At 46.2% G+C, this 25,248-nt stretch carries 18 protein-coding genes; 10 read left to right on the top strand and 8 right to left on the bottom strand.

The annotated features are described in order from the left end of the window. Window position 1 precedes the first annotated feature (1 nt). The 4 genes from NP165_RS05420 (at window position 2) to NP165_RS05405 (ending at window position 5,694) form a co-directional block, all read left to right on the top strand. Window positions 2-1,912, top strand: a complete 1,911-nt coding sequence (locus NP165_RS05420) for an alkaline phosphatase D family protein (protein ID WP_257085295.1) — start codon at window positions 2-4, stop codon at window positions 1,910-1,912. Between the two features lie 84 nt (window positions 1,913-1,996). Further along, entirely contained in the window at window positions 1,997-2,452 is a 456-nt protein-coding gene (locus NP165_RS05415) for a tellurite resistance TerB family protein (RefSeq protein ID WP_257085294.1), read from the top strand. Window positions 2,453-2,679: 227 nt separating this feature from the next. Continuing rightward, window positions 2,680-3,429 (top strand): helix-turn-helix domain-containing protein, encoded by a 750-nt coding sequence (locus NP165_RS05410; RefSeq protein WP_257085293.1) that lies wholly within the window; start codon window positions 2,680-2,682, stop codon window positions 3,427-3,429. Window positions 3,430-3,552: 123 nt separating this feature from the next. Then, the gene (locus tag NP165_RS05405; protein ID WP_257085292.1) at window positions 3,553-5,694 is read left to right on the top strand and encodes a VIT and vWA domain-containing protein; all 2,142 of its coding nucleotides are present in this window, start codon (window positions 3,553-3,555) and stop codon (window positions 5,692-5,694) included. A gap of 194 nt (window positions 5,695-5,888) precedes the next feature. Here NP165_RS05405 and NP165_RS05400 read toward each other — a convergent pair whose 3' ends face one another. Then, complete coding sequence (locus NP165_RS05400; protein WP_257085291.1) at window positions 5,889-6,419, bottom strand: 3'-5' exonuclease; 531 nt, start codon at window positions 6,417-6,419, stop codon at window positions 5,889-5,891. Window positions 6,420-6,506: 87 nt separating this feature from the next. After that, complete coding sequence (locus tag NP165_RS05395; RefSeq protein ID WP_257085290.1) at window positions 6,507-8,036, bottom strand: sensor domain-containing diguanylate cyclase; 1,530 nt, start codon at window positions 8,034-8,036, stop codon at window positions 6,507-6,509. 319 nt (window positions 8,037-8,355) lie between these two features. Between NP165_RS05395 and NP165_RS05390 the strand changes: the two genes are divergently transcribed. The 3 genes from NP165_RS05390 to NP165_RS05380 are packed head-to-tail and all read left to right on the top strand — an operon-like array spanning window position 8,356 to window position 13,772. Continuing rightward, window positions 8,356-8,988, top strand: a complete 633-nt coding sequence (locus tag NP165_RS05390; protein ID WP_257085289.1) for a DUF2760 domain-containing protein — start codon at window positions 8,356-8,358, stop codon at window positions 8,986-8,988. Further along, the gene (locus NP165_RS05385; protein WP_257085288.1) at window positions 8,988-10,904 is read left to right on the top strand and encodes an Hsp70 family protein; all 1,917 of its coding nucleotides are present in this window, start codon (window positions 8,988-8,990) and stop codon (window positions 10,902-10,904) included. Before NP165_RS05390 ends, NP165_RS05385 begins: the two co-directional genes overlap by 1 nt. 57 nt (window positions 10,905-10,961) lie before the next feature. After that, window positions 10,962-13,772 (top strand): Hsp70 family protein, encoded by a 2,811-nt coding sequence (locus NP165_RS05380; protein WP_257085287.1) that lies wholly within the window; start codon window positions 10,962-10,964, stop codon window positions 13,770-13,772. Between the two features lie 99 nt (window positions 13,773-13,871). On the opposite strand, the gene NP165_RS05375 is transcribed toward NP165_RS05380, so the two are convergent. After that, on the bottom strand, window positions 13,872-14,072 hold the full coding sequence (locus NP165_RS05375) for a hypothetical protein (protein ID WP_257085286.1): 201 nt from the start codon (window positions 14,070-14,072) through the stop codon (window positions 13,872-13,874). 103 nt (window positions 14,073-14,175) lie between these two features. Here NP165_RS05375 and NP165_RS05370 point away from each other — a divergent pair, with 103 nt between their 5' ends. Further along, entirely contained in the window at window positions 14,176-14,877 is a 702-nt protein-coding gene (locus tag NP165_RS05370; protein WP_257085285.1) for a DNA-3-methyladenine glycosylase I, read from the top strand. A gap of 192 nt (window positions 14,878-15,069) precedes the next feature. Here NP165_RS05370 and NP165_RS05365 read toward each other — a convergent pair whose 3' ends face one another. Both NP165_RS05365 and metE read right to left on the bottom strand, forming a co-directional pair. After that, window positions 15,070-16,527, bottom strand: a complete 1,458-nt coding sequence (locus tag NP165_RS05365) for a DUF3360 domain-containing protein (protein WP_257085284.1) — start codon at window positions 16,525-16,527, stop codon at window positions 15,070-15,072. Window positions 16,528-16,926: 399 nt separating this feature from the next. Further along, window positions 16,927-19,218, bottom strand: coding sequence for a 5-methyltetrahydropteroyltriglutamate--homocysteine S-methyltransferase (gene metE, locus NP165_RS05360; protein ID WP_257085283.1), 2,292 nt, complete (start codon window positions 19,216-19,218; stop codon window positions 16,927-16,929). A 293-nt stretch (window positions 19,219-19,511) separates the two neighbouring features. Here metE and metR point away from each other — a divergent pair, with 293 nt between their 5' ends. Beyond that, the gene (gene metR / locus NP165_RS05355; RefSeq protein WP_257085282.1) at window positions 19,512-20,423 is read left to right on the top strand and encodes an HTH-type transcriptional regulator MetR; all 912 of its coding nucleotides are present in this window, start codon (window positions 19,512-19,514) and stop codon (window positions 20,421-20,423) included. A gap of 67 nt (window positions 20,424-20,490) precedes the next feature. On the opposite strand, the gene NP165_RS05350 is transcribed toward metR, so the two are convergent. Together NP165_RS05350 and NP165_RS05345 are read right to left on the bottom strand one after the other, a co-directional pair. Further along, window positions 20,491-20,691 (bottom strand): DUF4250 domain-containing protein, encoded by a 201-nt coding sequence (locus NP165_RS05350; protein ID WP_257085281.1) that lies wholly within the window; start codon window positions 20,689-20,691, stop codon window positions 20,491-20,493. 71 nt (window positions 20,692-20,762) lie between these two features. After that, on the bottom strand, window positions 20,763-21,443 hold the full coding sequence (locus NP165_RS05345; protein ID WP_257085280.1) for an HI_1241 family integral membrane domain: 681 nt from the start codon (window positions 21,441-21,443) through the stop codon (window positions 20,763-20,765). Window positions 21,444-21,701: 258 nt separating this feature from the next. Here NP165_RS05345 and NP165_RS05340 point away from each other — a divergent pair, with 258 nt between their 5' ends. Next, on the top strand, window positions 21,702-24,002 hold the full coding sequence (locus NP165_RS05340; RefSeq protein WP_257085279.1) for a YgiQ family radical SAM protein: 2,301 nt from the start codon (window positions 21,702-21,704) through the stop codon (window positions 24,000-24,002). A 118-nt stretch (window positions 24,003-24,120) separates the two neighbouring features. Here NP165_RS05340 and serC read toward each other — a convergent pair whose 3' ends face one another. Continuing rightward, entirely contained in the window at window positions 24,121-25,203 is a 1,083-nt protein-coding gene (serC, locus tag NP165_RS05335; RefSeq protein ID WP_257085278.1) for a 3-phosphoserine/phosphohydroxythreonine transaminase, read from the bottom strand. Window positions 25,204-25,248 lie beyond the last annotated feature (45 nt).

Genomic DNA, 25,248 nt, shown 5'->3' with positions numbered 1-25,248 from the left:
AATGACCTCCAATACGATTCCTTTTCTTATCGCTGGCCCTATTTTACGAAAAGCGACGGCCAATCAGCTTGTTTTTTGGTTCGTGACACGTGAACCACTACAAGGGACTTTTCAGCTATACAAGCACGGTGACGACACCGCTTTTTACTCAGGCGATTTAGGTGAGTGCCAGTCCATTCGAGTTGGTGAACATGCCGTGGTCACACTTGCTAAGTTTGACAGTGAGTTTCCAACCAATACCGCCTTAAACTATGAGTTCAACACTCAGTTTGGTGAAGTATCACAACTGATTCCGGATTTGCTTTACGACGATGAGGATCGCTTAAGTATCGTCATTTCTGACAAAGCTGACTACATTCTCCACGGTTCTTGCCGTAACCCACATGACCCTTGCTTGGATGCATTAGTCGCTGCAGACAACAAAGTTCAAACGCTGGCGATTAATGATAGACCTGACTTATTGATGATGAGCGGCGATCAGATCTATGCCGATCATGTGGCCGGACCCATGTTGGATGCTATCGATCAAGTGATTGATTTACTGGGTTTACCAAAAGAGCATTTTGTTGATAGCCCAGTGTCTGACTGCAGTGAGTTACGAGCTCATCCCGATTTCATGTATGGACGGGATAAGATTTTGCCTCATTACGTTGATGATGGCAGTTTGTTGACGACGTTTTTCCCACACCGACACGCGCCGATCTTTACTTCAAAAGACTGCGAGAATCACTTAATCACGTTCTCAGAGTTTTTCGCGATGTATCTTTTGGTTTGGTCGCCTAGCCTATGGTCACGGGTTAACCAAACACGATTGCTCGACCAAGGATTTGTCTCCAACGGTACGCAACTCGAACCAAAATGGCAGCAAAAATGGCGTGAAGAAAGAGAACACCTCGACAAATTTGTTGCAGGCCTAGTCCATACCCAGCGTTTACTGGCTCACATTCCGACTTACATGATCTTTGACGATCATGATGTCACCGATGACTGGAACCTCACTATCGGTTGGGAAAAAGCCGCCTACGAGAATCCATTTTCGAAACGAATCATCGGGAATGCCTTGATCGCGTACTGGATATGTCAGGGCTGGGGGAACGAGCCAAACAATTTCAATCAAGAGTTCTTGGAGTTAGCAAACAACTACTTCACTGAGAACTGTTGCGAATCTCAAGACGCGTTTATCCAACATCTCTATTCATTTGAGAGATGGCACTACACCATCCACACATCGCCCAAGGTGGTGGTGCTGGATACTCGCACGAGGCGCTGGCGTTCTGAGTCTCGCATGAATAAGCCTTCTGGTTTGATGGACTGGGAAGCACTCATCGAATTCCACCAAGAATTGATGCACCAAGACAAAGTCATTATTGTTTCTGCCGCGCCAATATTTGGCGTCAAATTCATTGAGGCTTTGCAACGTATAATGACGAACCTTGGCCATCCTTTAGTTGTCGATGCGGAAAACTGGATGGCTCACCCTGGCAGCGCCAATACTCTGTTGAGTATTTTTACGCACACCAAAACGCCCACCAATTTCGTGATTCTGTCAGGCGATGTACACTACTCGTTTGCTTATGACATCAAACTGAGATTTCGAAAATGCAGCCCGAACATTTTCCAGATTACCTGTAGCGGCTTAAAGAATAATTTTCCGGAGCCACTTTTGGGGTTCTGTGACCACGCAGACCGATTACTCTACTCTCCGCGTTCGATTTTGAACTTTTTCACCAAACGTAAGCGGATGAAAATCCAAAAGCGCGACCCTGATATGCCAGGCTCTCGTCGCTTAGTGAATAGCAGCGCGATTGGAGAGCTGAAGCTAGACGCACAAGGTAAGCCACATCGAATTTCAATTTTGACCGCTAGCGGGCAGGAGATCGAGTTTCCCCCGATACAAAAAAGACATCAGTAAAAACGTAAGCGTTGTGTAAAAACACTTGTGTTCCACACGATGAATCACTATCTATTAATGTGAGACGTTTTTCAGGGGGACGACATGGTTACTGCCATCACAAAATTATTTAAACAGCTATTGGAAGGGAAAGATTTAGGAAACCAGTCGACCACTGACCCAAATCTCGCCATTGCCTGTTTGCTATCCGAAGTAGCAGGTGCTGACTACCAGATTGACGAATCTGAAAAGGTCGCAAAAGTGCACTTACTTTGCAGATTACTTAACTTGGATGAGGCTTCTGCCAAAGCGCTGTTATCACGTGCTCAAGATAAGAATAAAGAATCTGCATCCCTTTATGATTTTACCTCTCAGCTTAGAGAACTCAGTCAAGAAACACGGTTTGAGTTAATACAAGCTATGTGGGAAGTCGCCAATGCCGATGGAAAAATTGATCCACTTGAGGACGCGGTCATTCGTAAAACTGCAGAGCTTTTGTATGTCGACCACCAAGCATTTATTCAGGCTAAACTGGCTGTCATCGACAAAACAAAACCTTAGTAGACGGGTTTTACGAGCCGAAATACCACACCAGAAAAGTCAAAAGGGAGCTTTCGAGTTGCCCTTTTTATAGCCTCCTCTTCCAACGCGCCTATGCGGTTTGCAAATACCCAAGTCTTGCACCCCATCACAACAGCATGATTCAGGGGTGAAACTCCCCACTAGATCTCAACTTGTAAATCGATTTCATATAAACTGCAAAAAAGCCTATAGAAATCCGATTTATCATGTCAGAAAGCCAACAACTCATTAAGCAACTGAAGAAGCAGTTAAAGCTGCGTGATATACAATATTTAGACATTGCCAACCACTTAGAGCTAAGTGAAGGCTCCGTAAAGCGTCTTTTGGCGTCGGGCTCTCAAATCAGTCTCGAGAGATTAAGCAAAATATGCGACCTTATTGGGATGGAAATGTCTGAGCTATTTGCGTTAGTGGCACAAGAGAGCAAAGCACTGCAAGGGTTGACGTTCGAGCAAGAAAAGCAAATCGTTGATGATAAAGCGCTGCTGCTGGTGGCGGTTTGCGTTATGAATGGTTTCTTGTTTGATGAAATTCTTGCTAGGTACCCGCTCGGTCAAACCACCCTTATTCAAAAACTGGCAGAGCTTGATCGCTTAGGCATCATTGAGTTGCAACCTGGGAATCGCGTAAAGCTGAAGCTCTCACCAGATTTTAACTGGATTGCTGGCGGCCCTATTCAAACCTTTTTCCTCAACGACGTGCTTTCCGAATTTTTCCGTAGTTACTTTAATCGCCAAGATGAGAAGTTAGTTTTAGCAACGGGTTTAATGACGCCACTCACTAACCAAAAGTTCCAACAAAGATTACAAAGACTGGTCGATGAGTTTTACTCCGCTTGCCATGATGACAAACAACTGGGTATTGATGAGCGTAACGGCACATCCCTTGTGGTGGCATTGCGACGTTGGCATTTCGACTTGTTTGACCAAATCAATAGCACAAACAGCTCGAAGTAACATAAGAAATCACTTCTAGTCGCTCATTATGTTACTTGGACAATAACCCTACGCCTCCCACTCCGCGTGTTGCATTCTAGCCCTCTCTAGAATGAGGTCTAACCACTTAAGAACGGAGGCAACATGGACCATCACCCACTCAGCCAATTAAACAGCAGTGTGCGTCGTGTAATCGACCTGACATGCAGCTTTATCCTGATCATATTTGCCGTTCTGATCAGCCCTAACCTTTTTGCAGCGGGCTTACTCAAGCCAAGCGATGCTAAATATCAATCACTGACTATTAAGACTCACCACGTCGATGTTGTCATTCAAGACGGCATAGCGACCACGACCATTGAACAAACCTTCGCAAACCCTAACGATCATGAGCTGGAAGCGCTATACACCTTCCCTGTTCCTGAGCAGGCTGTCGTTGGCGAGTTCATTTATTGGATTAATGGCCAACCTGTCATTGCCGAAGCGGTAAAAAAACAGCAAGCCCGCCAAATTTATGACGATCAGAAGGCTCAAGGTCGCTCTACTGCACTCACTGAGAAAGACGGCTATAAAGCATTCTCTATGCGTGTTTTCCCAGTATTGCCAAATCAAAGTGTCAAGGTTCGACTGGTCTACTTGCAAGACGCGATCCTTGATCACGGTGTCGGACGTTATGTTTACCCAATGGAAGAAGGCGGCACCGATGCAGCGGCAGACTCGTTTTGGACTCGCAATGACCGCGTTGAACAAGATTTCAGTTTCACCATGACCTTAAAGTCTGGCTACCCAGTGGATGGCGTGCGACTACCTGCTCACCCTAAGGCCCTGCTGTCTCATAGCCCTGATGGTGAACATACCATTTGGAGTGCGCAACTTGGCAATCTCAGCACAAACGTTGACGGTAACGCGGGAATTGAAGAAAGCGATAAAAGTGCTATCGCGCAACCCTCTAACGTAAGCAACGCACCGGCTTTCAACTTAAATCAAGACATCGTAGCTTACTGGCGACTTGCTGAGGGCGTACCAGGTCGAGTAGACATGCTGGCTTACCGCGATCCTCAAGAAAGTGACCGAGGTACCGTTAAAATCACCTTCACTCCAGGCGATGATCTCAGTGCCATCACGCAACCAAGAGACTGGGTATTTATCCTAGACCGTTCTGGCTCAATGCAAGGCAAGTACGCAACGTTGGCCGAAGGCGTAAAAAAAGCCCTACATAAACTGCCAACGCAAGACAGGTTCCAAATCATTATGTTTGATGACAGCGTGGTTGACGTTACCAACGGCTATCAAGCGGTCACTCCTGAGCGAGTTAACCAAGCTATTGAAAAAATGAACACACTCGGTGTCGGTGGAGGAACCAACCTATATGCGGGCCTGAAGAAAGGACTAAGAAACTTAGACGACGACCGAGTTACCGGTGTGGTTTTGGTCACCGATGGCGTTGCCAATGTGGGTACAACAGAGAAAAGTGCCTTCTTGAAGTTAGTCGAACAAGCCGATGTGCGTCTCTTTACCTTCATCATGGGTAACAGCGCCAATCGCCCACTGCTTGAACCTATGACTAAGATCAGTGACGGTTTTGCTGCCAGCGTTTCAAACTCCGACGACATCATGGGTCATTTGATGAACGCCACCAGCAAGCTTAATCATCATGCTTACCGAGATATTGAGCTCAAGGTGAACGGAGCAAAGATTACCGATTTAACGCCTCAAGATATTCGCTCTTTATACCGTGGTGAACAACTGACCGTACTCGGCCATTACTTCAAACCGGGCCAAGCGAAGTTAACGCTATCGATGAAAATCGCTGGACATGAGAAACAGTACACGACAGAAGTCACGTTACCTGAAAAAGCCACAGAGCACCCAGAACTGGAACGTATTTGGGCATTCTCCGCGATTCGCGACCTTGAAGAGACCATGAATTACTTTGAACATAAAGATTCAGACTCACAACAAGCCATCGAAGACATCGCCTTAGAGTACGGTTTGCTCACCGATTACACCTCATTGCTTGTGGTTGAAGAACAAGTATTTGAAGAGCTGGGGATTGAGCGTCGTAATCAACAACGAGTAGAAAAGGAACAACAAGCACGCCAACAACGTGAGTCAGCCCCAACGGAATCACGTCGTGCCGACAAAGGCCAGCCAATGTTTAATGACCCTGCACCTTCCCATTCAGGTGGTGGCAGTGGCGGCGGCAGCATTGGATGGTTATCACTACTTGGCTTTATCGGTTTGGCGTGGGCAAGACGTACGCCGAAGAAAAATAAGACCCAGTAAATTCACTGAAACACATTCGCCAAACAGTTTGACGAAACAGCAACCACTCATGGGGCAAAGATAGGATTCCCTGCCCCATGAGAAAAACCAGACAACTTGGAGACTACTATGAATCAGCAGTGGTATCGATGAAGGTGACGACTATGTGGGAGCAAGCCCAGTATATCTTGAGAGCTATAGCTATAGACAAAAGACTAAAGCATGGCGAGGGCCAACTTGGCCAAATTGTACGCATCGACATACCCTGAGTGCTGTCGACCTTCCCATTCTATATTTTGGCTTTCTTGAGCCGCTCGATGCCCAATTCGTTTGTCTTTAAGGCGATTTTGCACGCGATATAAAGTGGCTAAGTTGATGAACTCTTTAAACGGCATTTCGATGCCTTTGTCTTTGCATTCTTGTGACAAGACTAAATCGTCACGTCCCCAAGATGCATAGATCTTGTTTGCACCACCAAAGTTCTTGATCATCGACTTTAATACTTCTTGTAATGGTCGACCTTGCTTTTCTATCTTTCGCGGTGTGATACCCGTTAATTGAGAACAGAAAAGCGAGACTTCGTCTTTTTCAGGCTTCACGTAATACTGAGCACGCTTAACAATCTCGCCTTTTACTAAGTCGATCTCAGCCAAGCCTACTTCAATGATTTCACCAGTTGTACCTACACCGTTTTCATTCCAGCAACACATTTCCAGATCAAAACAAACTATACGGTTATGGTTCATCACTCGCCTTTAATTGAATTCTTCGAAAGAGCGGAATTCTACATGAGAACACCCTACAATTCGAATTTTGCTCGGCTAACTGCTTAGTTAATCCGCAACTGTGACCTTGTTACGCCCTGCATTTTTGCTTAGGTACAGTTGGACATCAGCTTTTTGCAGCGCATCTTCTTCGTTTTCAGTGGTGCGAATGATTCCCCCCATACTCAGCGTACAGCGAACAGTATGCTCACCACTTTGAAGCGGTGACAACTCTACCGCTTCAATAATGCTCAGTAGGTAATCATAGAACGCTTTTTTATCTGAAACTTTCGATATAATTGAAAACTCATCACCGCCAGTACGGACAAACATGTCGTCAGGCTTGAGGTAACTTTCTACCACTCGAGCCACATGAATTAGCATTTCGTCCCCGACCACATGACCAAAGTTATCATTAATGTGCTTAAAGTTATCGACGTCAAATGCGGCTAAGCCAAATGTTTGCCCTTCCGAAATATTGCGGTTCAATTGTTCACTAAAGGCCCGTCGATTAAACAATCCCGTCAGCGAGTCATGATTTACTAAAAATTGCAGCTCTTGCGTACGTTCATCCAGTAATACAGAAAGGCGCTCTTTCTCACGGACTTGAAGGAAGACAACGTAAGCCATCAAACAAGCGACGGCTAGACCACCGATAGCGACACTCTTAAGCACCATACGATCATTGTTTGTTAGCCTTTCAATTAACTTAAACTCGACGATCCACTCTCGATTTGGCAAAGTGACGGTTTTGCTGAGCAACATGCCGCCTGTCTCTTGCCATTTTTCACTCTCATATAAAATAGGGTCATCTTCCGCATCAAAGCCCATGTCGGTCACTTTGATAAGCAGCTCTTGGTCGGCAGAGGTACGAGTAACAAGGGTGTCGAAATAACGCGTTGTTCGAATCACACCCACCATCACACCAATAAGATCTTGATCCGATTTTATGTCGAACACTGGGTGATAAACCAAAAGCCCCGTCTTCTCTAGTGATTGGTCCAATCCATCTTGCAACAAACGTACTTTGTCAGAAATGCTAGGCTGACCCGTCGCACGGATACCATCTACAACAAGTTGAAAGCGCAAACGCGACGAATAAAAACCAAGCAGTTCCATGTTGCTATCGGTTCTTGGGTAAATGTCAGACGCGACATAAATTGGCTCGTTATTCGGCATAATGTAGCCCAAGGTTTTAGGGCCATCTTTAGGAACGGTGTAAAGGGTAAAGCTAGGGAAGGTTTGCTTTACCGTGGCAATGTATTCACTCAGGTTCTCTTTTTCAACTTTCTGCATCCATTGCAGGCCGATTAGCGTGTCCGATGAAGAGAGGAGTTTTTTGGCAAATATCGGAAAGGTTTCCCAATTTTCAGGCTCGGTTGAATGGAAATAATTCGCCCCTGCACCTATCGTATGAAGGTCACTTTTTAGAATCTGTTGCAGGTTTCTTACCCTTTGCTCTGCATGGTTATCAAACAAATCAACGGTGTACTTGAGTTGCGATTGATAGGCAAAATAAAGTAAAACAACCATCACCAACGCGATAGAAAGAAACGCCATCAGAGGGTAAACAAACTTCTTTGGAGCGGATAATTGCATACGTGATACTACAGTCCTTGTTAATCGCTATTTGATAATCTTATCTGCATACTATCAATAACATAAGTGTTTGCGTGTATTCCTTGAACTAAACCGTACAAACTTCGCAATAACGCGCACTTTACGTACTACAAGTGTGTAAAAACCCGCCATACAAACTTTCGTTCAACGGATTAAGTACGATTTCTAGCGGCGTGAACCATTGAATGTGTTACTATTCGCCCCAATTTATCATAGTAATTTGACTCCATGTTCAAGTGATAGCAATGTCAGAGATTCAACAAATCTCTACTTGAACTGTAACTATAAGAGAAATGTCATGACGTTCGATTTACAAATGATCCCTCAAACGTTCGATATGCTACATGCTGGCTTAGCGGCTTCTAGCGTTCTATTACTGCTGATTGCAGTTTCTCGTAAATCCAAAGTGATTGAGAAAGTGGTAGAAAAGCCTGTCGAGAAAATCGTCGAAGTTGAAAAGCCTGTTGAAAAGATCGTTGAAGTAGAAAAAGTTGTCGAAGTTGAAAAAGTTGTTGAGAAAGTGGTTGAAGTAGAATCTAAACTGGCTACCGCTTCTACCGATTCAGCAATGCAGCTGCTTTCTATCATGCAGCAAGAAGCTCGCTTAATTGATTTCCTACAAGAAGATCTCACTTCGTTCTCTGATGAAGAAGTCGGCGCTGCTGCTCGCGTTATCCATACTGGTGGTCAGAAAGTTCTTAAAGACTACGTAACGCTAGAGCACATCCGCAATGAAGATGAAGAAACGCGTATCACCATCGAAGAAGGCTTTAACCCTCAAGAAGTTCGACTGACTGGTAATGTGACAGGTCGCGCACCGTTCAACGGCACACTTGTACACAAAGGCTGGAAAGCAAGCTCAATGAACCTGCCTAAGCTTGCGGAAAACTACGACGCATCTGTGATCGCTCCAGCAGAGGTAGAGCTGTAATGGAACAAGTACAATCTGAAATTCAAGCGCCTAAGTTTAGCGTTGGTATCGACTTAGGGACCACTCACTGCGTGCTGTCTTATGTGGACACATCAAACGAAGATGCACGTGTTGAAGTGATGCCAATTCCTCAGCTTACTGCGCCCGGCACAGTGGAAACACGCAGCCAGCTTGGCTCATTTTTATATCAACCACACGAGCATGAGATGGATCCATCTTCTCGCGTTCTACCTTGGTCATCAGAGCCACGAGCACTAGTGGGTGCTATAGCACGTAACTTAGGCTCAAAAACACCAATTCGCCTAATCGCCAGTGCAAAATCTTGGCTTTGCCACGGTGGAGTTAACCGTCGTGATGCATTTTTGCCAGCGGGCAGCCCAGAAGAAGTAGAAAAAGTATCACCGCTTCGTGCGACTGAACTTTACCTTGAACACTTGAAAGATGCATGGAACCACACGCATCCTAACCATGCTCTTTCTGAGCAGGACGTAACGATTACTGTCCCAGCCTCTTTTGATCCGGCAGCACGTGATTTGACCGCAGAAGCAGCACGTAACGTGGGCTTTGTGCATCTGACGCTTCTCGAAGAGCCACAAGCGGCTTTATACAACTGGATTGACAACAGCAATGACAAGTGGCGCGACGAAGTTGCCGTCGGTGACATTGTACTGGTTGTGGATATCGGTGGTGGTACCACTGACCTTTCTTTGGTTGAAGTGACTGAAGATGAAGGCAACTTGACCCTAAACCGTATCGCAGTAGGTGAACATATTCTACTGGGTGGCGACAACATGGATTTGGCGCTAGCGTACCGTTTGAAAATGAAGCTGGCTCAAGAAGGTAAAGAACTCGCGCCTTGGCAAGTTCAGGCGATGACGCACGCATGCCGAGACGCAAAAGAAAGCCTATTAAACGACAGCGAACTTCAGTCTGTACCAATCGTTGTGCCAAGCCGCGGTTCTAAACTACTAGGCGCGACACTGAAAACTGAGTTGACGCAAGAAGAAGTTCAGCAAACGCTTGTGGACGGCTTCTTCCCTCAAGTCGCGGTGACTGAACATCCTGTTACACGCAGTCGCGGTGCCTTGACTCAAATGGGTCTGCCTTACGCACAAGACGCAGGCATTACTCGTCATATTGCGGCTTTCTTATCTAAGCAAGCAAACGCGAAAGGTGGCGAGGCTGCACCTGCACAAGAGTTTGACCCGTTTGCGAACATGCCAGGAATGCCAGGTGGTGATTCAGCACCTTCGGCGGACTTTATCAAACCAACAGCAATCTTGTTTAACGGCGGTGTTCTTAAATCTGATCTTCTGGCAAATCGCCTAGAAGAAACCATCAATGAATGGCTAATCGACGCAGACTGCGAAATGGCGAATCGCCTGACAGGTGTTGACCTAGATCTCGCCGTAGCAAGCGGTGCTTCGTACTACGGTTCGGTAAGACGTGGCCAAGGTGTTCGTATTCGTGGCGGTATCGCATCAAGCTACTACGTTGGTATCGAAAGTGCGATGCCTGCTATACCTGGTATGGCTCCTCCAATGGAAGCGCTTTGCGTTGCTCCTTTTGGTATGGAAGAAGGTTCGAGCGTTGAAGTCCCAAGTCAGGAATTTGGTTTGATCATTGGTCAGCCAGTCAACTTCCAGTTCTTTGGTTCTACCGTTCGTCGTGAAGACGCAGCAGGTACACACCTAGATCATTGGGGTCAAGATGAGCTGGAAGAGCTGCCTGAGATTCAGGTAACACTGCCGGTTTCTGAAGGTCGCAGCGAAGGCGAAGTCGTTCCGGTGACGTTGGCAGCACGAGTGACAGAGTTAGGCACGCTTTACCTAGAAGCAATTGCAGCCGATAACGGTCAGAAATGGCACGTTGAGTTTGATGTGCGTGAAGACAGCAAAAACGACTCAAACGAATAAGAATAAGTAAAACAGACGGCATCCTCATGGGGTGCCGTTTTTTGATAAGGTTTTGTCATGGCATCCCCTCGTTTTCTCGTCGGTATCGACTTAGGAACAACCAACACGGTTGTTGCGTACTGCGAAATCACCGACAACCTACAACAATCCGCAGTTTCCCTATTTGAAATTGACCAGCTTATCGGTCCGGGTGAAGTGGTTCGTAAACCCCTCCTCCCCTCTTTCCGCTATCACCCTGCGACAGGACAAATCTCTCCGTCTGATTTGATCTTGCCGTGGGAACATGAACCCGTGTCGGGTGATATTCGCCATGTTATCGTGGGCGAATGGGCGCGCGAGCTAGGCGCAAAAGTAGAAGGCCGCCAAGTATCCAGCGCAAAAAGTTGGCTATCTCATCAAGCTGTAGACCGCAATTCCGATATTCTCCCTTGGGCAGCAGCTTCAGATGTCGACAAAGTGTCGCCTGTTGTAGCAAGCGCAAGTTATCTCAACCACATCCGACAAGCGTGGAATTATCGTAATCCAAGTAACAAGTTAGAAGATCAAGACGTGGTGGTTACGGTTCCGGCCTCGTTTGATGAAACCGCTCGTAAGCTAACCCTTGAAGCAGCGGAGCTAGCGGGTCTGAACAAAATTGTACTGCTTGAAGAGCCACAAGCCGTCTGCTACGACTGGTATGCAAGGCACCAGCAAACGGCCTCAGAAGAACTGCAAGATGTACCACTGATCCTTGTGTGTGACGTGGGTGGCGGTACCACTGATTTAAGCTTGATTGAAGCCAAATTAGACGACAATGAACTCGCACTGGATCGTATTGGTGTCGGTGAACACTTGATGCTTGGTGGTGACAATCTGGATTTGGCTCTCGCACATTTGGCAGAAAGTCGTTTTTCTCAGAACACCAAAAAGCTCAACGCGGCAGCCTTAACCAAACTGATTCAACAAACCCGTAAGGCAAAAGAAAACCTACTCTCTTCGAATGCCCCGCAAGAAGTGAAAATCACTATGTTAGGCAGTGGCTCCAAGTTATTGGGTGGCACGAAAAGCATCGGTTTGACGAAGGAAGAGGTTCACCAGATTGCTCTGGATGGCTTCTTCCCACTATCAGATTTCAGTGATATACCAGATAAACGCCGAAGTGCCGTGGTCGAGTTTGGTTTGCCGTACGTCGCCGATCCTGCCGTCAGTAAACATGTCGCAGAATTCCTCAATGTACATCAACAAGTCTCTTATTCGGCACTGAATCAAGAAGACACCTCCAAACCCGCGATTCCTGTCGGCCTGCTACTGAACGGCGGTGTGTTTAATAGTGACCTCGTCACCGAACGCATCACCAGTTTACTGGGCAACTGGCGTGGTGCTCCTATCACTGTACTAGACAACCCTCACCCTGATTGGTCCGTCGCACTGGGCGCGGTAGCATTCGGCAAAGCTCGCCGTGGTGCTCAGCTTAAAATTGGTGGTGGTGCAGCGCGTTCTTTTTTCTTGCATTTACAAGAAAAAAACAAAATGGGCAAAGCCCTGTGTTTGCTAGCCAAAGGCACAGAAGAAGGCCACGAAATTCGCTTGAGCGGCCGTCGTTTTTCACTCACTTTGGGTGAACCCGTTCGCTTTAATCTGTTGACGTCAACGCACGATACTCTTACCCAGAATACAGCGATTCAGAATGGCGTCATGGTCGATGTGGACCCCGACATCTTTGCACCACTACCACCGTATATTTCAACGCTCGAAGGTGAAGGCATTGAACTACAAGCCAACCAAAAAGAACGCGTTGAAGTGCAGTTAGCTTGCCAATTGACCGAAGTCGGCACACTCAAAATGGAGTGCGTCAGCGTCGAAGATGACACCAAACGCTGGGCATTAGAGTTCGAAGTGCGTAACCAAAAAGCGGATGACGCCGAACAAGAGCAGCTTCACCCTCGCCTCACTGATTGCAAAGAACTGATCACTCGAATCTACAGCGGCAACAAAAAAAGCGCAGATACGAAAGAGATCAAAACGCTCGCCAAAGATTTAGAGAAGAAGCTCGGTAAGCGAGATGAGTGGGATTTTTCTACTTTACGACAATTATTCGATGCATTCGCTCAAGGACGCAAGCGTCGTCGCCGCTCTGAGCAACATGAAAAGAACTGGTTACGTTTAGCAGGCTTCTCTCTTCGTCCTGGATTTGGCGACCCAACAGACTCTTGGCGAATAGAACAAGTTTGGGGGCTCTACCAGCAAGGTATTCAGTTTAAAAATCACCAAGGTTGGACTGACTGGTGGGTATTCTGGCGTCGTATCGCGGGTGGACTCAGCCAAGAACAGCAAGAAACCATTTTGGCAGACATTGCAAAATACCTACATCCTGGCGCGATGAAAAATCCACAATCGGCAAAAGCTGCGCAAGAGATGGGCTACGAATCTATGGTCCGCTTGTCAGCGTCCTTAGAGCATCTTGAAGTCGAAGATAAAGTTCTGCTGGCGAGTTGGTTCTTAAGCAAAGCACTCAATCATAATCAGTTTGAACAGGCGCATTGGTGGGCCATGGGTCGTTTAGCCTCGCGCACGCCACTCTACGGTAGTCAGCACAACGTGGTTTCTCGTGAGCAGGCCGAACAATGGTTGCCAAAACTGCTAGAACAGAACTGGCAAAAAGAGCCTATGATTGCGTTTGCTGCGGTTATGATTTGTCGAAAAACGGGTGACCGACTGTTTGATATTTCAGATGATTTCAGAGAACAAGTACTCGCTAAGTTGAAACAAAGCAAAGTGCCGGAATCTTGGGTTTCACTGGTTGAAGAGATCAAAGAGCTATCTGAAAGCGAATCTAAACGTGTATTCGGGGATGCTCTGCCAAGTGGTTTAACGCTCGTTAATCACTAACAATCAGAATGATCTGAAACTTATTAAACCCGATTTCCGCGATGATAAGTGTCAAAGATAAAAAGAATCAGGCCAGAGTTAAACTCTGGCCTGATTCTTTTAGCAGTTGCCTTTTTTGGCTTGCCCAGGAGGACAAAATCTTTTTTGATAATGCCCATCGTGGTGCCTGTCATCGTTGCCATATCGGTCACCTTTGGTGTTCACCTTCACTTCAACGTCCCTATACTCGCCTTCAACTCGAGTAAGCTGACAGCCTGCTAACAAGGTGCTAGCGACAAGCACAACTAAAAAATTCTTCATGAATCAACATCTCCCGTATTTGTCGCAGACTTTAATCGCTACACAGCATAGAATGTCATAAGTCGGTTATATTTTGTTAGCGCAGTGTTAGGGAGACAATACAGTGGCATTTGAAAAATTCGACGACATTTATCGCCGAGCAGCCGAACGCAAAGGTGGCGAAGACAAACTAGAAGCGCTGCTTTCTACACCGCTAAGTAAAGAACAAGTTGCCGACATCCCCAATGATCGCTGGTTATCCGCATTTAGCATGAAAGTGTTCCAAAGTGGTATTTCTTGGAGCGTAGTAAGAAACAAGTGGCCAAATTTCGAAGAGGTGTTTTTTGGCTTCCAAATCGAGCCATTGCTATTGTTGTCTGATGAGCAATGGGATACTAAAGCCTCTGATAAACGCATTATTCGTCACCACGCCAAGGTCAAATCGATTCAAGCCAACGCGCAGATGATCCATGAAGCATCGTTAAAACATGGCTCTTTCGGAAATATGGTTGCCAACTGGCCAAGTGAGGAGATCACTGAGCTGTGGGCATATTTAAAGAAATTCGGTAGTCGACTTGGTGGGAACACAGGCCCCTATTCTTTACGTCAACTGGGAGTGGATACATTTATTCTCTCTGGTGACGTTGAGGCATATTTGCGCAGCTGCAAAGTGATCGAAGGCGGTAAAGACACAAAACGCTCTCTACAAGCTGCCAACCAAGCGTTTGCTCAGTGGCAAGCGGAAAGTGGTCGTAGCCTGACGCAAATCAGCCAAACTATCGCGTTCAGTTCTGGTGACAATCGAGTGCTAGCCCCGATTGAATAAACATGCCATTCCAAATTCAGGCGATCATCAATTTTTATAATTCTAGCGCCATCTAGGTGGCGCTTAAAGAATGGTCATAAAGTGAATGTACAAATAGCTATCTCGATGCAGGACATAAACGAGTTGCAGAGTAGAGCCGGAATGAGAAAAGGCATAGGTGGTGACCATCTATGCCTTTAGTACGAGATTCTATTAACCAATCAGAGCAGGAATCCCAGGAAGCTGACCGACTACAGCAAGAGAACCAGCGCAAATGATAAAGGCAACGCCAGGAATCAGGTATTTGTCTTTGCCTGATAGCTCGTTAGCGCGCTCATGGTCGCCGATAAGTCCGAGGTTATCCAACAGCATAGTTATTGCCCAGCCGAATACTGGGTTAACAAATGCACAAGCAAAAATACAGATACCTGCACTGAGTGAATCTTTATGCTTATGGATCATCTGCATACCCGCTTCAAGAAGTGGTAAGAATACACCGACAATTAGTGCAACGCGTAGAACAGGCTCCCACATCGCGAGATCCATCGGGTAACCAATGACTGCCGCGGCAATACACATTAAACCCGTTAACAACGCGCCGCCAGGAATAGGACGTTTGGCAATTGCGGCTGGAATCATGTACGTACCCCAAGAAGAAGCTAGGTTACCGCCACCTAATAATGATCCAACACCCTGACGAACAGACGCTCCGACCATAGTGTCGTCGACATCCATTAGTACGCCTTTCGCTTCTTTTGGATAGTTAAGTTCTTGAAAAACACGATGCCCGAGGTAGTCAGGAGACCACATAGCGACGGCGAGTAGAGCAAATGGAGTAACAGCAATAAAGTGCTCTAGGGTTGGCCAGCCTAGTTGCCAACCGGTATTTTCACCCCACCAGTAGAATGGGCTGAAATTAGGCAGGCCCGGCTCGGTGGTAAAAGCAAACTCAGCGCCCATCGCATAAGCAACAATACCCGCGAGTGCAGAACACAGTGGGATGGCCAACCAACGTTTGTTGATCTTGGCTAAGTAGGCATAAACCATAACCGTTAGACCAATAACCACAAACGAGATGTAACCTTGGTCCGTACTTGCAGCCCACGCTTCAGTCTTATTAATCTGTCCAATCAACCCCACTGCGCCGAGGTAGATCAGTAACCCACCTCGAACCCCAATACCAGTCAGGGTCATGAGTTTAGAACCGCCTTTAGTAAAAGCGAGAATTAAACCAAAAGCACATACCATCAAACCGAGGGCCAGAGGGTGCCCCCCTGCGGCTGCAATCATAGGAATCAGCGGTATCATTGGGCCGTGAGTACCAGCTAAGTTTGCGTTCGGGTTTAGGATTGCAGAAAACAGGATAACAAACAGAGCGCCCGCAATAAGCAGTTCGTAACGCACGTTTTCTGCAACGAACTCCGGAGATAAGCCGAACTGAGCAGCAAAGGCGGCAACCATAGCGGTTACCATAACCACTTTACCAATGGTGGCGGCTAATGCAGGTACCCAGTCTTCGATTTCAATACTGTAATCACGTGATGGCAAATGAATACCCCAGCGACGAAAGCTCATGACGGTTAAATCATGGTTTAGAAAGTCTTCTCGGTTTTCAAATTCATGCGGTTTTTTGCGCACATCCCTGTAAAAGGTCTTATTTGTGTCAGACATTGAGTTATCCTTTGTTATGTTTCGAAGTTGAACTATGTCAACTAGAGCTTCACTTGGTATACAGACCCTCGACCAATACGAGACGACACCCTAGGTGCTATCGAGCACCTTTATTGATTTGAGCTTATTAAGCATGTGTTGCTATCGATAGGAATATTAGACATTAGTAAAAGAACAACAAAAATCTCACTAATTGAACATAAATTTAACATTACATTAGGGCGTGCTGATCTTTCGTGAGCGATTTTTGAACGGTAAGCCAAGGGGGAACGGTCGTAACTTCAACCTGTGTTTGTACGCTAAAATCTACGCTTTTTGGGGAGCGTCCTACCCTATACCTCCCTAAATAAAAATGCCGACCTAAATAGGCCGGCATTGTTCGTTAAAAAGAAGTGAACGTTATGCTTGCTCAGCAAACTCTTTACGTAGCTTCTTAGCTGCTGAAACCATGTTAGCAAGCGATGCTTCAGTTTCAGCCCAGTTACGTGTTTTAAGTCCGCAGTCTGGGTTTACCCACAAACGCTTCGCAGGGATCTTTTCAGCGGCTTTGTTGATAAGACCTTCAATCCAATCTTCACTCGGAATATTTGGCGAGTGAATATCGTAAACACCAGGACCAATTTCGTTCGGGTAATTGAACTCTTCGAACGCTTTAAGTAGCTCCATGTTCGAACGTGAAGTTTCGATGGTAATAACATCTGCATCCAATGCTGCTACCGAATCAATAATTTCATTGAACTCTGAGTAACACATGTGTGTATGAATTTGTGTTTCTGGTTTCGCACTCGCTGCCGAAATTTTGAACGCGTTGACTGCCCAATTTAAGTATTCCGCATGGTCACGTTTCTTAAGCGGTAGACCTTCACGAATCGCCGGTTCGTCAATTTGGATAATGTTGATGCCAGCATCTTGCAAATCAGACACCTCATCACGTAGCGCTAGCGCCAATTGGTCAGCGATTTCTTTACGCGAGATATCTTCACGTGGGAATGTCCAGCAAAGAATCGTAACAGGTCCAGTCAGCATGCCTTTCATTTGCTTAGATGTCAGTGACTGAGCATAAGTCGACCATTCAACCGTGATTGGTTTTTCACGTTCGATATCCGCGACAACAATGGCTGGTTTTACGCAGCGAGAGCCGTAGCTTTGTACCCAACCAAATTTGGTTGTCTGAAAGCCCGCTAGGTTTTCGGCAAAGTATTCCACCATGTCATTCCGCTCTGCTTCGCCGTGTACCAGTACATCCAGATCCAGTGCTTCTTGACGTTTCACCGCATCCGCAATATGCCCTTTAAGCGCTTCTACGTATTCACCTTCAGATAGCTGACCAGTGCGGTACGCGCTACGCTGAACACGAATTTCACTTGTTTGAGGGAAAGAACCAATCGTCGTGGTCGGGAACAGAGGCAAGCCCAGTACTTCTGCCTGATGCGCTGCGCGTTCTGCATAAGGCGCACTACGCTCACCCAATGCTTGAGTAATCTTACTTAAACGAGCCTGAACTTGTGGCTTGTTAACTTCTTTCGACGTTTTACGTGCTTGAATTGGCGCACTGTAGGTATCACTCGCTAAGATTGCCTCTTGATCACCTTCTAACGCTTTACCCAATAGAGCGACTTCGGTCACTTTCTGTTTTGCAAAAGCGAACCAGCTTTGTACGTCTTCAGACAATGACGGCTCAAGCTCTAGGTCTACTGGGCTGTGAAGCAGTGAACAAGAACTTGCGATCCAAAGATTGTCACCTAGCTTGTCTTTAATCGGCTGCAGAGTTTCACGAAGCGTCGTTAGATCAGCGCGCCATACGTTACGGCCATTGACGACACCCGCAGACAATACCCAACCTTCAGGCAGTTTATCCGCCACTTGCTGTAGTTGTGTTGGAGCAGCAGACAGATCCACATGCAAACCATCAACATCCAATTCAACAATTTTATCTAAAGAGTCGGTGACCGAATCAAAGTAAGTTGTCAGTAGCACTTTTACATCGCTACGGATCACTTGATAAGCCAGTTTGAATGAATCTAACCACGTTTTTTCCAGTTCTAGAGAGAGAATTGGCTCGTCGATTTGTACCCATTCAACACCTTGTTTGGCCAGTTTTGCCAAAATTTGCTGATAAGCAGTCAGTAAGCGTGGTAAGAGTGTCAAACGGTCAAAGCCTTCTTCCACTTCTTTACCCAGATACAAATAACTGATTGGGCCTAGCAGTACTGGTTTAACCTTGTGTCCAGCTTTAATTGCTTCGTTTACTTCTTCAAACAGTTGCGGCCAACTGACTTCAAAGCTATCGTCTTTGCTGAATTCAGGCACGATGTAGTGATAATTGGTATTGAACCATTTGGTCATGTCTGACGCAGCGCTTCCACTGCAACCACAGCTTGTCTGAGATTGCCCGCGCCCAACCTTAAACAGCGTGTCTAGATCAGGGAAGCCACTACGATGACGTTTTGGCACGTGTCCAAGTAACAGAGTTGTTGTTAAAACATGGTCGTACCATGCAAAGTCACCAGCAGTAACAAAACTTAGCCCAGCTTGAGCCTGAGTAGCCCAGTTCTTTTGGCGTAAGTTTGTGCCTACGTTTTTAAGTTCAGCCTGATCGATTTCACCGCGCCAGTATTTTTCTAATGCAAATTTGAGTTCTCGTTTTTCACCGATTCGCGGGTAGCCTAGAATGTGCGTTGTTATAGCCATGTTCATAATCCTTTTTAGACGTTGATTTTTTGTTCGGTCAGACGCTGCATCGACATTAAACAACTGACTATCGAAGATGTCTGGATGGCCAAACTATCTCTCTAAACCCCAATCTCTACAACATCCAATTATTCAACTTGTTTATTAAGAAAATTCATGGTGAATAACACTATCATTAAAATCCGATCATACTGTGATGCATGTGCATTTAGCCATCTAGATGTTTACATGGCTTGAATTAAAAGGTAAGTTAAGGGTTCCTCATGAAGAATGGACAAGGTTGAAGGGAATTCATGATAGAGCTTAAACATTTAAAAACGCTAACCTCATTACGCGATACTGGCTCCTTGACTGCAACCGCAACCTCATTGCATCTCACTCAGTCAGCGTTATCACATCAAATAAAAGATTTAGAATCTCGCATTGGTGGGCAGTTATTTCTGCGTAAAACGCGCCCGGTCAAGTTCACCTCTGAAGGTGACATATTGTTAAAACTGGCTGATGACATCCTGCCAAAACTGGCCAAAGCTGAAAACGAGATTGCCAGCCTGAAAGAAGACGTGAACGGGCGACTGCACATGGCGATCGAATGTCACTCTTGTTTCCAATGGTTAATGCCTGCATTGCGTGAATATCAGGTCGCATGGCCTAGTGTGACGCTCGATTTCTCGTCCGGCTTTGGTTTTGAACCATTACCAGCATTAATGAATGGCGAGCTAGACTTGGTCATTACTTCAGACATTCAACCGCGTTCTGAAGTCCACTATGAGCCACTTTTTGATTTTGAAATGCGCTTGGTGACAGCGACCAATCATCCGCTGGCGGAGAAGGCATATATCGAACCCAAAGATATGAGCCACGAAACCATGCTCTCCTACCCTGTACAGAAAAACCGTTTGGATGTGGTCAAACACTTCTTGCAACCTGCGGGAGTTGAACCTGCGAGATGGAAGCAAGCCGATAACACCTTGATGTTAGTGCAAATGGTTTCAGCAGGGTTAGGTGTCGCGGCACTGCCCAACTGGGCGATCAGCGAGTTTTCACGTCAAGGTTTGATCACCAGCATTCCTTTGGGCGATGGGCTATGGCGCAGACTGTTTGCTGCCGTACGTCATTCAGATAGAAACAAGCGCTATTTACAAGCCTTCTTCAGCACTGCGAGGCAACAATCTAAGAGTCACTTGGAAGGGATTAAAACCGTATAGCCGGAAATAGCAAAGGAGGCACCTGGCCTCCTTTGCTGAATTGCTTTTGTATTGCAACGACTAAGCGTTACCTGTCGTAAGATTTAAACTGATTGGTTAGCGGGTCATATTGATAGCCAAGAACGTCTAATTTGCCTACCACACTTTCAACATCCATTTCGTACATGCTCGCCAATTCTTCAAAGCTATCACACTCAAGTCGCAGCTTCTCATTAACGATACCCAATAGGATGATGCTATCCAAACCGCCTACATTGCTCAGATCCATAGCTGCACTCCTCTGCTCACCTTATACAAACAAGCGTAGCTACAATTCGACAAATTTAAAGTGAGTCAGTTCTAAAGAACAAACAATCCCTGGTTGAAGGTTGTCGCAGCTAACATAGCCACCAATGCGATACTTAACTGCACTTTCTGCACATCTTTCGATAGCAGCATATGCCAACACCAGATAACAATCGCAGAAATCAACAGAGCCAGACCAATCAACAATGGCTGCGTAGCAGATACCAACATGTCATCCCCCAGACCCGAGGCTTTAAGTAATATCGCCAACGACATCAGCATCGCCGATAGCACGCCCGAGACAGGTAAAATTCGGTGAAACGCTTGCAATCGCGTTCTGGCAATCGTAAGGAGTAGATGTGCAAACAACGCGCCCAACAAGAAAACTTGCACCAGTACATTGAATCCTGCTGCGATACTCTGCTGTTCACCAACCATAATGCCGATATAAGCTAAGGCCAAACCGTTAGCCAAATACATCACCCACATAGGGCCTTGGTCACGGGTCTTTTTAGTTTGTACTTTTGAGTAGAAATACGCGATGGCAAATACCACCAGCATCGCCTGAATCTTAAGTGACGCAACCGCGAGCCAAAGAATCGCAATTGCAGGCAGGATTTTATGAATACGTCCGCGTTGCCCCGGACAGATATCGCCTTTCACAAGAATGAGCGTCAGGATAAGCTGCGCGCCGAAAAGCATAGGAGCGATAACCGCTAACAATTGCTGAACCATGATGTATCGAGTCTGTATTATTTTTAATGGGGTCGGATAATAACAAACTTAACGTGCTAGCGTAAATTTATGCTTGAAGATATGTAGCCATAAACCATGACTGACTCATTTAATGCACGTTAAACCAGAGAGTTGCATGCCTTTTACGTTCACGGCCTTAAAGCGTAAGAATAACCTAAACAAACTAGGGATATGTTGTGGTAGATACATCAGCTTCAAGTCGCTATAATTCGCGCTCCTTGAAACAGAGAACAAAATATGTACAGCAAAACTACTCCTATTCACGAGCATAAGAAATATTGGGCAGAGTGCTTTGGCAATGCACCTTTTCTGCCTACCAGCCGAAAAGAAATGGATGCCCTTGGATGGGATAGCTGTGACATTATCATTGTGACGGGTGATGCTTATGTCGATCACCCAAGTTTCGGTATGGCTATCATTGGTCGACTGCTTGAAGCCCAAGGGTTTCGAGTCGGTATTATCGCACAGCCAGAATGGAATACTAAAGACGCTTTCATGGAACTAGGGAAACCTAACCTGTTTTTTGGTATTACAGCAGGCAACATGGATTCCATGATCAACCGCTATACCGCAGATCGCAAACTTCGTCATGATGATGCCTACACGCCAAACAACGAAGGTGGCAAACGCCCAGATCGTGCGACTCTGGTTTATTCTCAACGATGCCGTGAAGCCTACAAGGGCGTACCTATTGTACTAGGCGGTATCGAAGCCAGCCTACGTCGATTGGCTCACTATGATTACTGGTCTGACAAAGTTCGCCGCTCTATATTATTTGATGCGAAGGCTGATATTCTCCTGTTTGGTAACGCTGAGCGTGCACTTGTTGAAGTTGCCCATCGCCTAGCAAATGGTGAAGAAATTTCATCAATGACCAATGTTCGAGGAACTGCAGTCAACCTTCCTGCGGAACCTGAAAATTATAAAATCGTGGATTCTTCTCGTATTGAAAAGCCACGTAAAGAAGCGTTCATCCCGCCAAACCCATACGCGGTAGAAGAACAGTGTGAGACGAAAGCGAAGACAGAAGAGCCTGAAGCAAAACCGATTACCATTCGTCCGTCTCGACACGATGCTCAAACAACGGCTGTTCGTTTACCTCCGTTTGAAAAGCTAAACAACGACCGCATTTTGTATGCGCACGCTAGCCGAATCATGCACCTAGAGACAAACCCATACTCTGGTCGCGCGCTAATCCAGCGTCACGGTGACAGAGAATTATGGGTTAACCAAGCGCCGATCCCACTCTCAACTGAAGAGATGGATTACGTGTTTGGTCTGCCGTATGCGCGTGTGCCTCACCCAATGTACGGTAAAGCTAAAATCCCGGCTTACGACATGATCAAGACTTCGGTCAATATCATGCGCGGTTGTTTTGGTGGTTGCTCTTTCTGCTCAATTACAGAGCACGAAGGTCGAATTATTCAAAACCGTTCTCAAGAATCTATTCTTAACGAATTAGAACAGATCCGCGACAAGGTTCCTGGCTTTACAGGCACAATCTCTGATTTGGGTGGACCAACTGCAAACATGTACCGTTTGGGTTGTAGCGATCCTAAGGCGGAGATTAACTGTCGCCGCCCATCTTGTGTGTTCCCGGGAATTTGTAACAAGCTAAACACAGACCACAGACACACCATCGATCTGTACCGTGCAGCACGCCAAGTGAAAGGCATCAACAAAGTGATGGTTGCTTCTGGCGTACGTTACGACTTAGCGATCGAATCTCCTGAATATGTCAAAGAGCTGGTCACTCACCATGTAGGCGGTTACTTAAAAATCGCGCCAGAGCATACAGAGAAAGGCCCACTCAATCTAATGATGAAACCGGGCATGGGGACCTATGACCGCTTCAAGGAGATGTTCGAAAAATACAGCGCGGAAGCCGGAAAGAAACAGTACCTGATTCCTTACTTTATCTCTGCCCATCCGGGTACAGAAGACGAAGATATGCTGAACTTAGCACTCTGGTTGAAGAAAAACGATTTCGAGTGTGATCAGGTACAGAACTTCTACCCATCGCCTATGTGTAACGCGACATCCATGTACTACTCAGAGACTAATCCTCTGAAACGCGTTAAATATAAGCAACGCGAGGAAGTGCCAGTAGCTAAGGGTGAACGTCAGCGTCGCCTGCACAAAGCGTTGCTACGCTATCACGATCCAGCGAACTGGCCAATTATTCGCGAAGCACTGGTGAACATGGGTAAAAAACACCTTATCGGTGACAAGCCAAGCTGTCTGGTTCCTTCGGAAGACAGCGATGCGCTTACTCCTGCACAGCGCCGTAAGTCGGGTCGCCATGGCTCTAACCGATTTGCGACCAAACATACGAAAAGCCAGCCAGGCTTTGAGAAGATGAATGGCTCGGGTAGCAAACCAAGCGGAAATGGCAAACGTAAGCCAGGTGCGAACAACCCGCAAAGTGGAACAAGCAAACCGACCAATAACCGTGGTGGAAAACCTACTGGCCAAAGTGGAAAACCAGCGAGTCACGGCGGTAAACCAGCGACAGGACGCAAACCAAAACGTCGTTAATCGTCCTACCTAATCGCAATACTCATCGCAGTGAAAAGCTGCGAAGAGTATTCAAGTAACAAAAAAGCTTAGACCATTTGGGCTAAGCTTTTTTAATATCTCGCCAGATGGAAGAATTCTACGCGTTCGTTGCTTCGAATTCTTTCATGAATTCAACTAACGCTTTCACGCCTTCGACCGGCATTGCATTGTAGATAGATGCGCGCATGCCACCTACCGCGCGGTGACCTTTCAGAGCAACTAAGCCACGAGCCTCAGCCTGTTCAAGAAACAGTGCATCTAACTCTGGTTTTGCTAATTGGAAAGGCACGTTCATGCGAGAGCGATTCTGTGGATGAATATCATTCTTATAGAAGTTCGAATCATCGATGTAGCCATACAAAATCTCCGCTTTTTCACGGTTAGTTTGTTCCATGGCAGCCACACCACCTTGCTCTTTCAGCCACTTGAATACTAATCCTGACAAGTACCATGCAAACGTAGGCGGTGTATTAAACATCGAGTCTTTGTCAGCTAGGATCTTGTAGTTGATAAAGCTTGGTAGTAGATCGTGTGCAAGCCCGAGCAAATCATCACGCACGATAGCAATACAAATACCCGCTGGACCAATGTTTTTCTGTGCACCTGCGTAAATCACACCGTATTTAGACACATCAATCTGGCGAGACAAGATGTTAGAAGACATATCCGCTACGATAGGCTTATCAGTCACGGGTAGCTCAGAAATTTCTATACCATCGATAGTTTCATTTGGGCAGAAGTGTACATAAGCGGACTCTGGGTCGATTGCCCATTCTGAAGCGTTTAGAACGCCACTCTTTCCATCTATTTCTGTTTTTGCGTTAAATACATCGACGTCACAGTACTTGTTAGCTTCATCAATCGCACTTTCAGCCCAATAGCCTGCATCGATATACGTTGCTTTTTTAGCACCGCCAAGAAGGTTAAGAGGAACTGCAGCAAACTGAGCACGAGCACCACCTTGGCAAAACAGAACTTTATAGTTGTTTGGAATATTAAGAAGATCTCGCAGATCTTGTTCTGCTTCTTCAGCAACCTTGATGAATTCCTTGCTTCGGTGGCTGATCTCCATCACCGAAGTGCCAAGTTCATTCCAATCAACGAATTCAGCCTGCGCTTTTTCCATGACCGCTTTTGGTAAACCTGCTGGTCCAGCACTAAAGTTATACACATTTTCCATTCCGACTTTCCTTGCTCATGCTTTAAATTTTGAGAACTCATACCA

Origin of the sequence: Vibrio japonicus, assembly GCF_024582835.1 — a bacterium.
In the GTDB taxonomy this organism is placed as follows: Bacteria; Pseudomonadota; Gammaproteobacteria; order Enterobacterales; family Vibrionaceae; genus Vibrio; species Vibrio japonicus.
The sequence above is the reverse complement of the archived record's forward strand: the minus strand, read 5'-3'. Positions and strand labels throughout refer to the sequence as shown.

Coding starts and splice junctions, on each gene's coding strand:
- NP165_RS05375 (WP_257085286.1), bottom strand. CDS start 14,072: ATGAAGAATTTTTTAGTTGTGCTTGTCGCTAGCACCTTGTTAGCAGGC.
- NP165_RS05390 (WP_257085289.1), top strand. CDS start 8,356: ATGACGTTCGATTTACAAATGATCCCTCAAACGTTCGATATGCTACAT.
- NP165_RS05385 (WP_257085288.1), top strand. CDS start 8,988: ATGGAACAAGTACAATCTGAAATTCAAGCGCCTAAGTTTAGCGTTGGT.
- serC (WP_257085278.1), bottom strand. CDS start 25,203: ATGGAAAATGTGTATAACTTTAGTGCTGGACCAGCAGGTTTACCAAAA.
- metE (WP_257085283.1), bottom strand. CDS start 19,218: ATGGCTATAACAACGCACATTCTAGGCTACCCGCGAATCGGTGAAAAA.
- NP165_RS05345 (WP_257085280.1), bottom strand. CDS start 21,443: ATGGTTCAGCAATTGTTAGCGGTTATCGCTCCTATGCTTTTCGGCGCG.
- NP165_RS05340 (WP_257085279.1), top strand. CDS start 21,702: ATGTACAGCAAAACTACTCCTATTCACGAGCATAAGAAATATTGGGCA.
- NP165_RS05410 (WP_257085293.1), top strand. CDS start 2,680: ATGTCAGAAAGCCAACAACTCATTAAGCAACTGAAGAAGCAGTTAAAG.
- NP165_RS05365 (WP_257085284.1), bottom strand. CDS start 16,527: ATGTCTGACACAAATAAGACCTTTTACAGGGATGTGCGCAAAAAACCG.
- NP165_RS05350 (WP_257085281.1), bottom strand. CDS start 20,691: ATGGATCTGAGCAATGTAGGCGGTTTGGATAGCATCATCCTATTGGGT.
- NP165_RS05405 (WP_257085292.1), top strand. CDS start 3,553: ATGGACCATCACCCACTCAGCCAATTAAACAGCAGTGTGCGTCGTGTA.
- metR (WP_257085282.1), top strand. CDS start 19,512: ATGATAGAGCTTAAACATTTAAAAACGCTAACCTCATTACGCGATACT.
- NP165_RS05415 (WP_257085294.1), top strand. CDS start 1,997: ATGGTTACTGCCATCACAAAATTATTTAAACAGCTATTGGAAGGGAAA.
- NP165_RS05395 (WP_257085290.1), bottom strand. CDS start 8,036: ATGCAATTATCCGCTCCAAAGAAGTTTGTTTACCCTCTGATGGCGTTT.
- NP165_RS05400 (WP_257085291.1), bottom strand. CDS start 6,419: ATGAACCATAACCGTATAGTTTGTTTTGATCTGGAAATGTGTTGCTGG.
- NP165_RS05420 (WP_257085295.1), top strand. CDS start 2: ATGACCTCCAATACGATTCCTTTTCTTATCGCTGGCCCTATTTTACGA.
- NP165_RS05380 (WP_257085287.1), top strand. CDS start 10,962: ATGGCATCCCCTCGTTTTCTCGTCGGTATCGACTTAGGAACAACCAAC.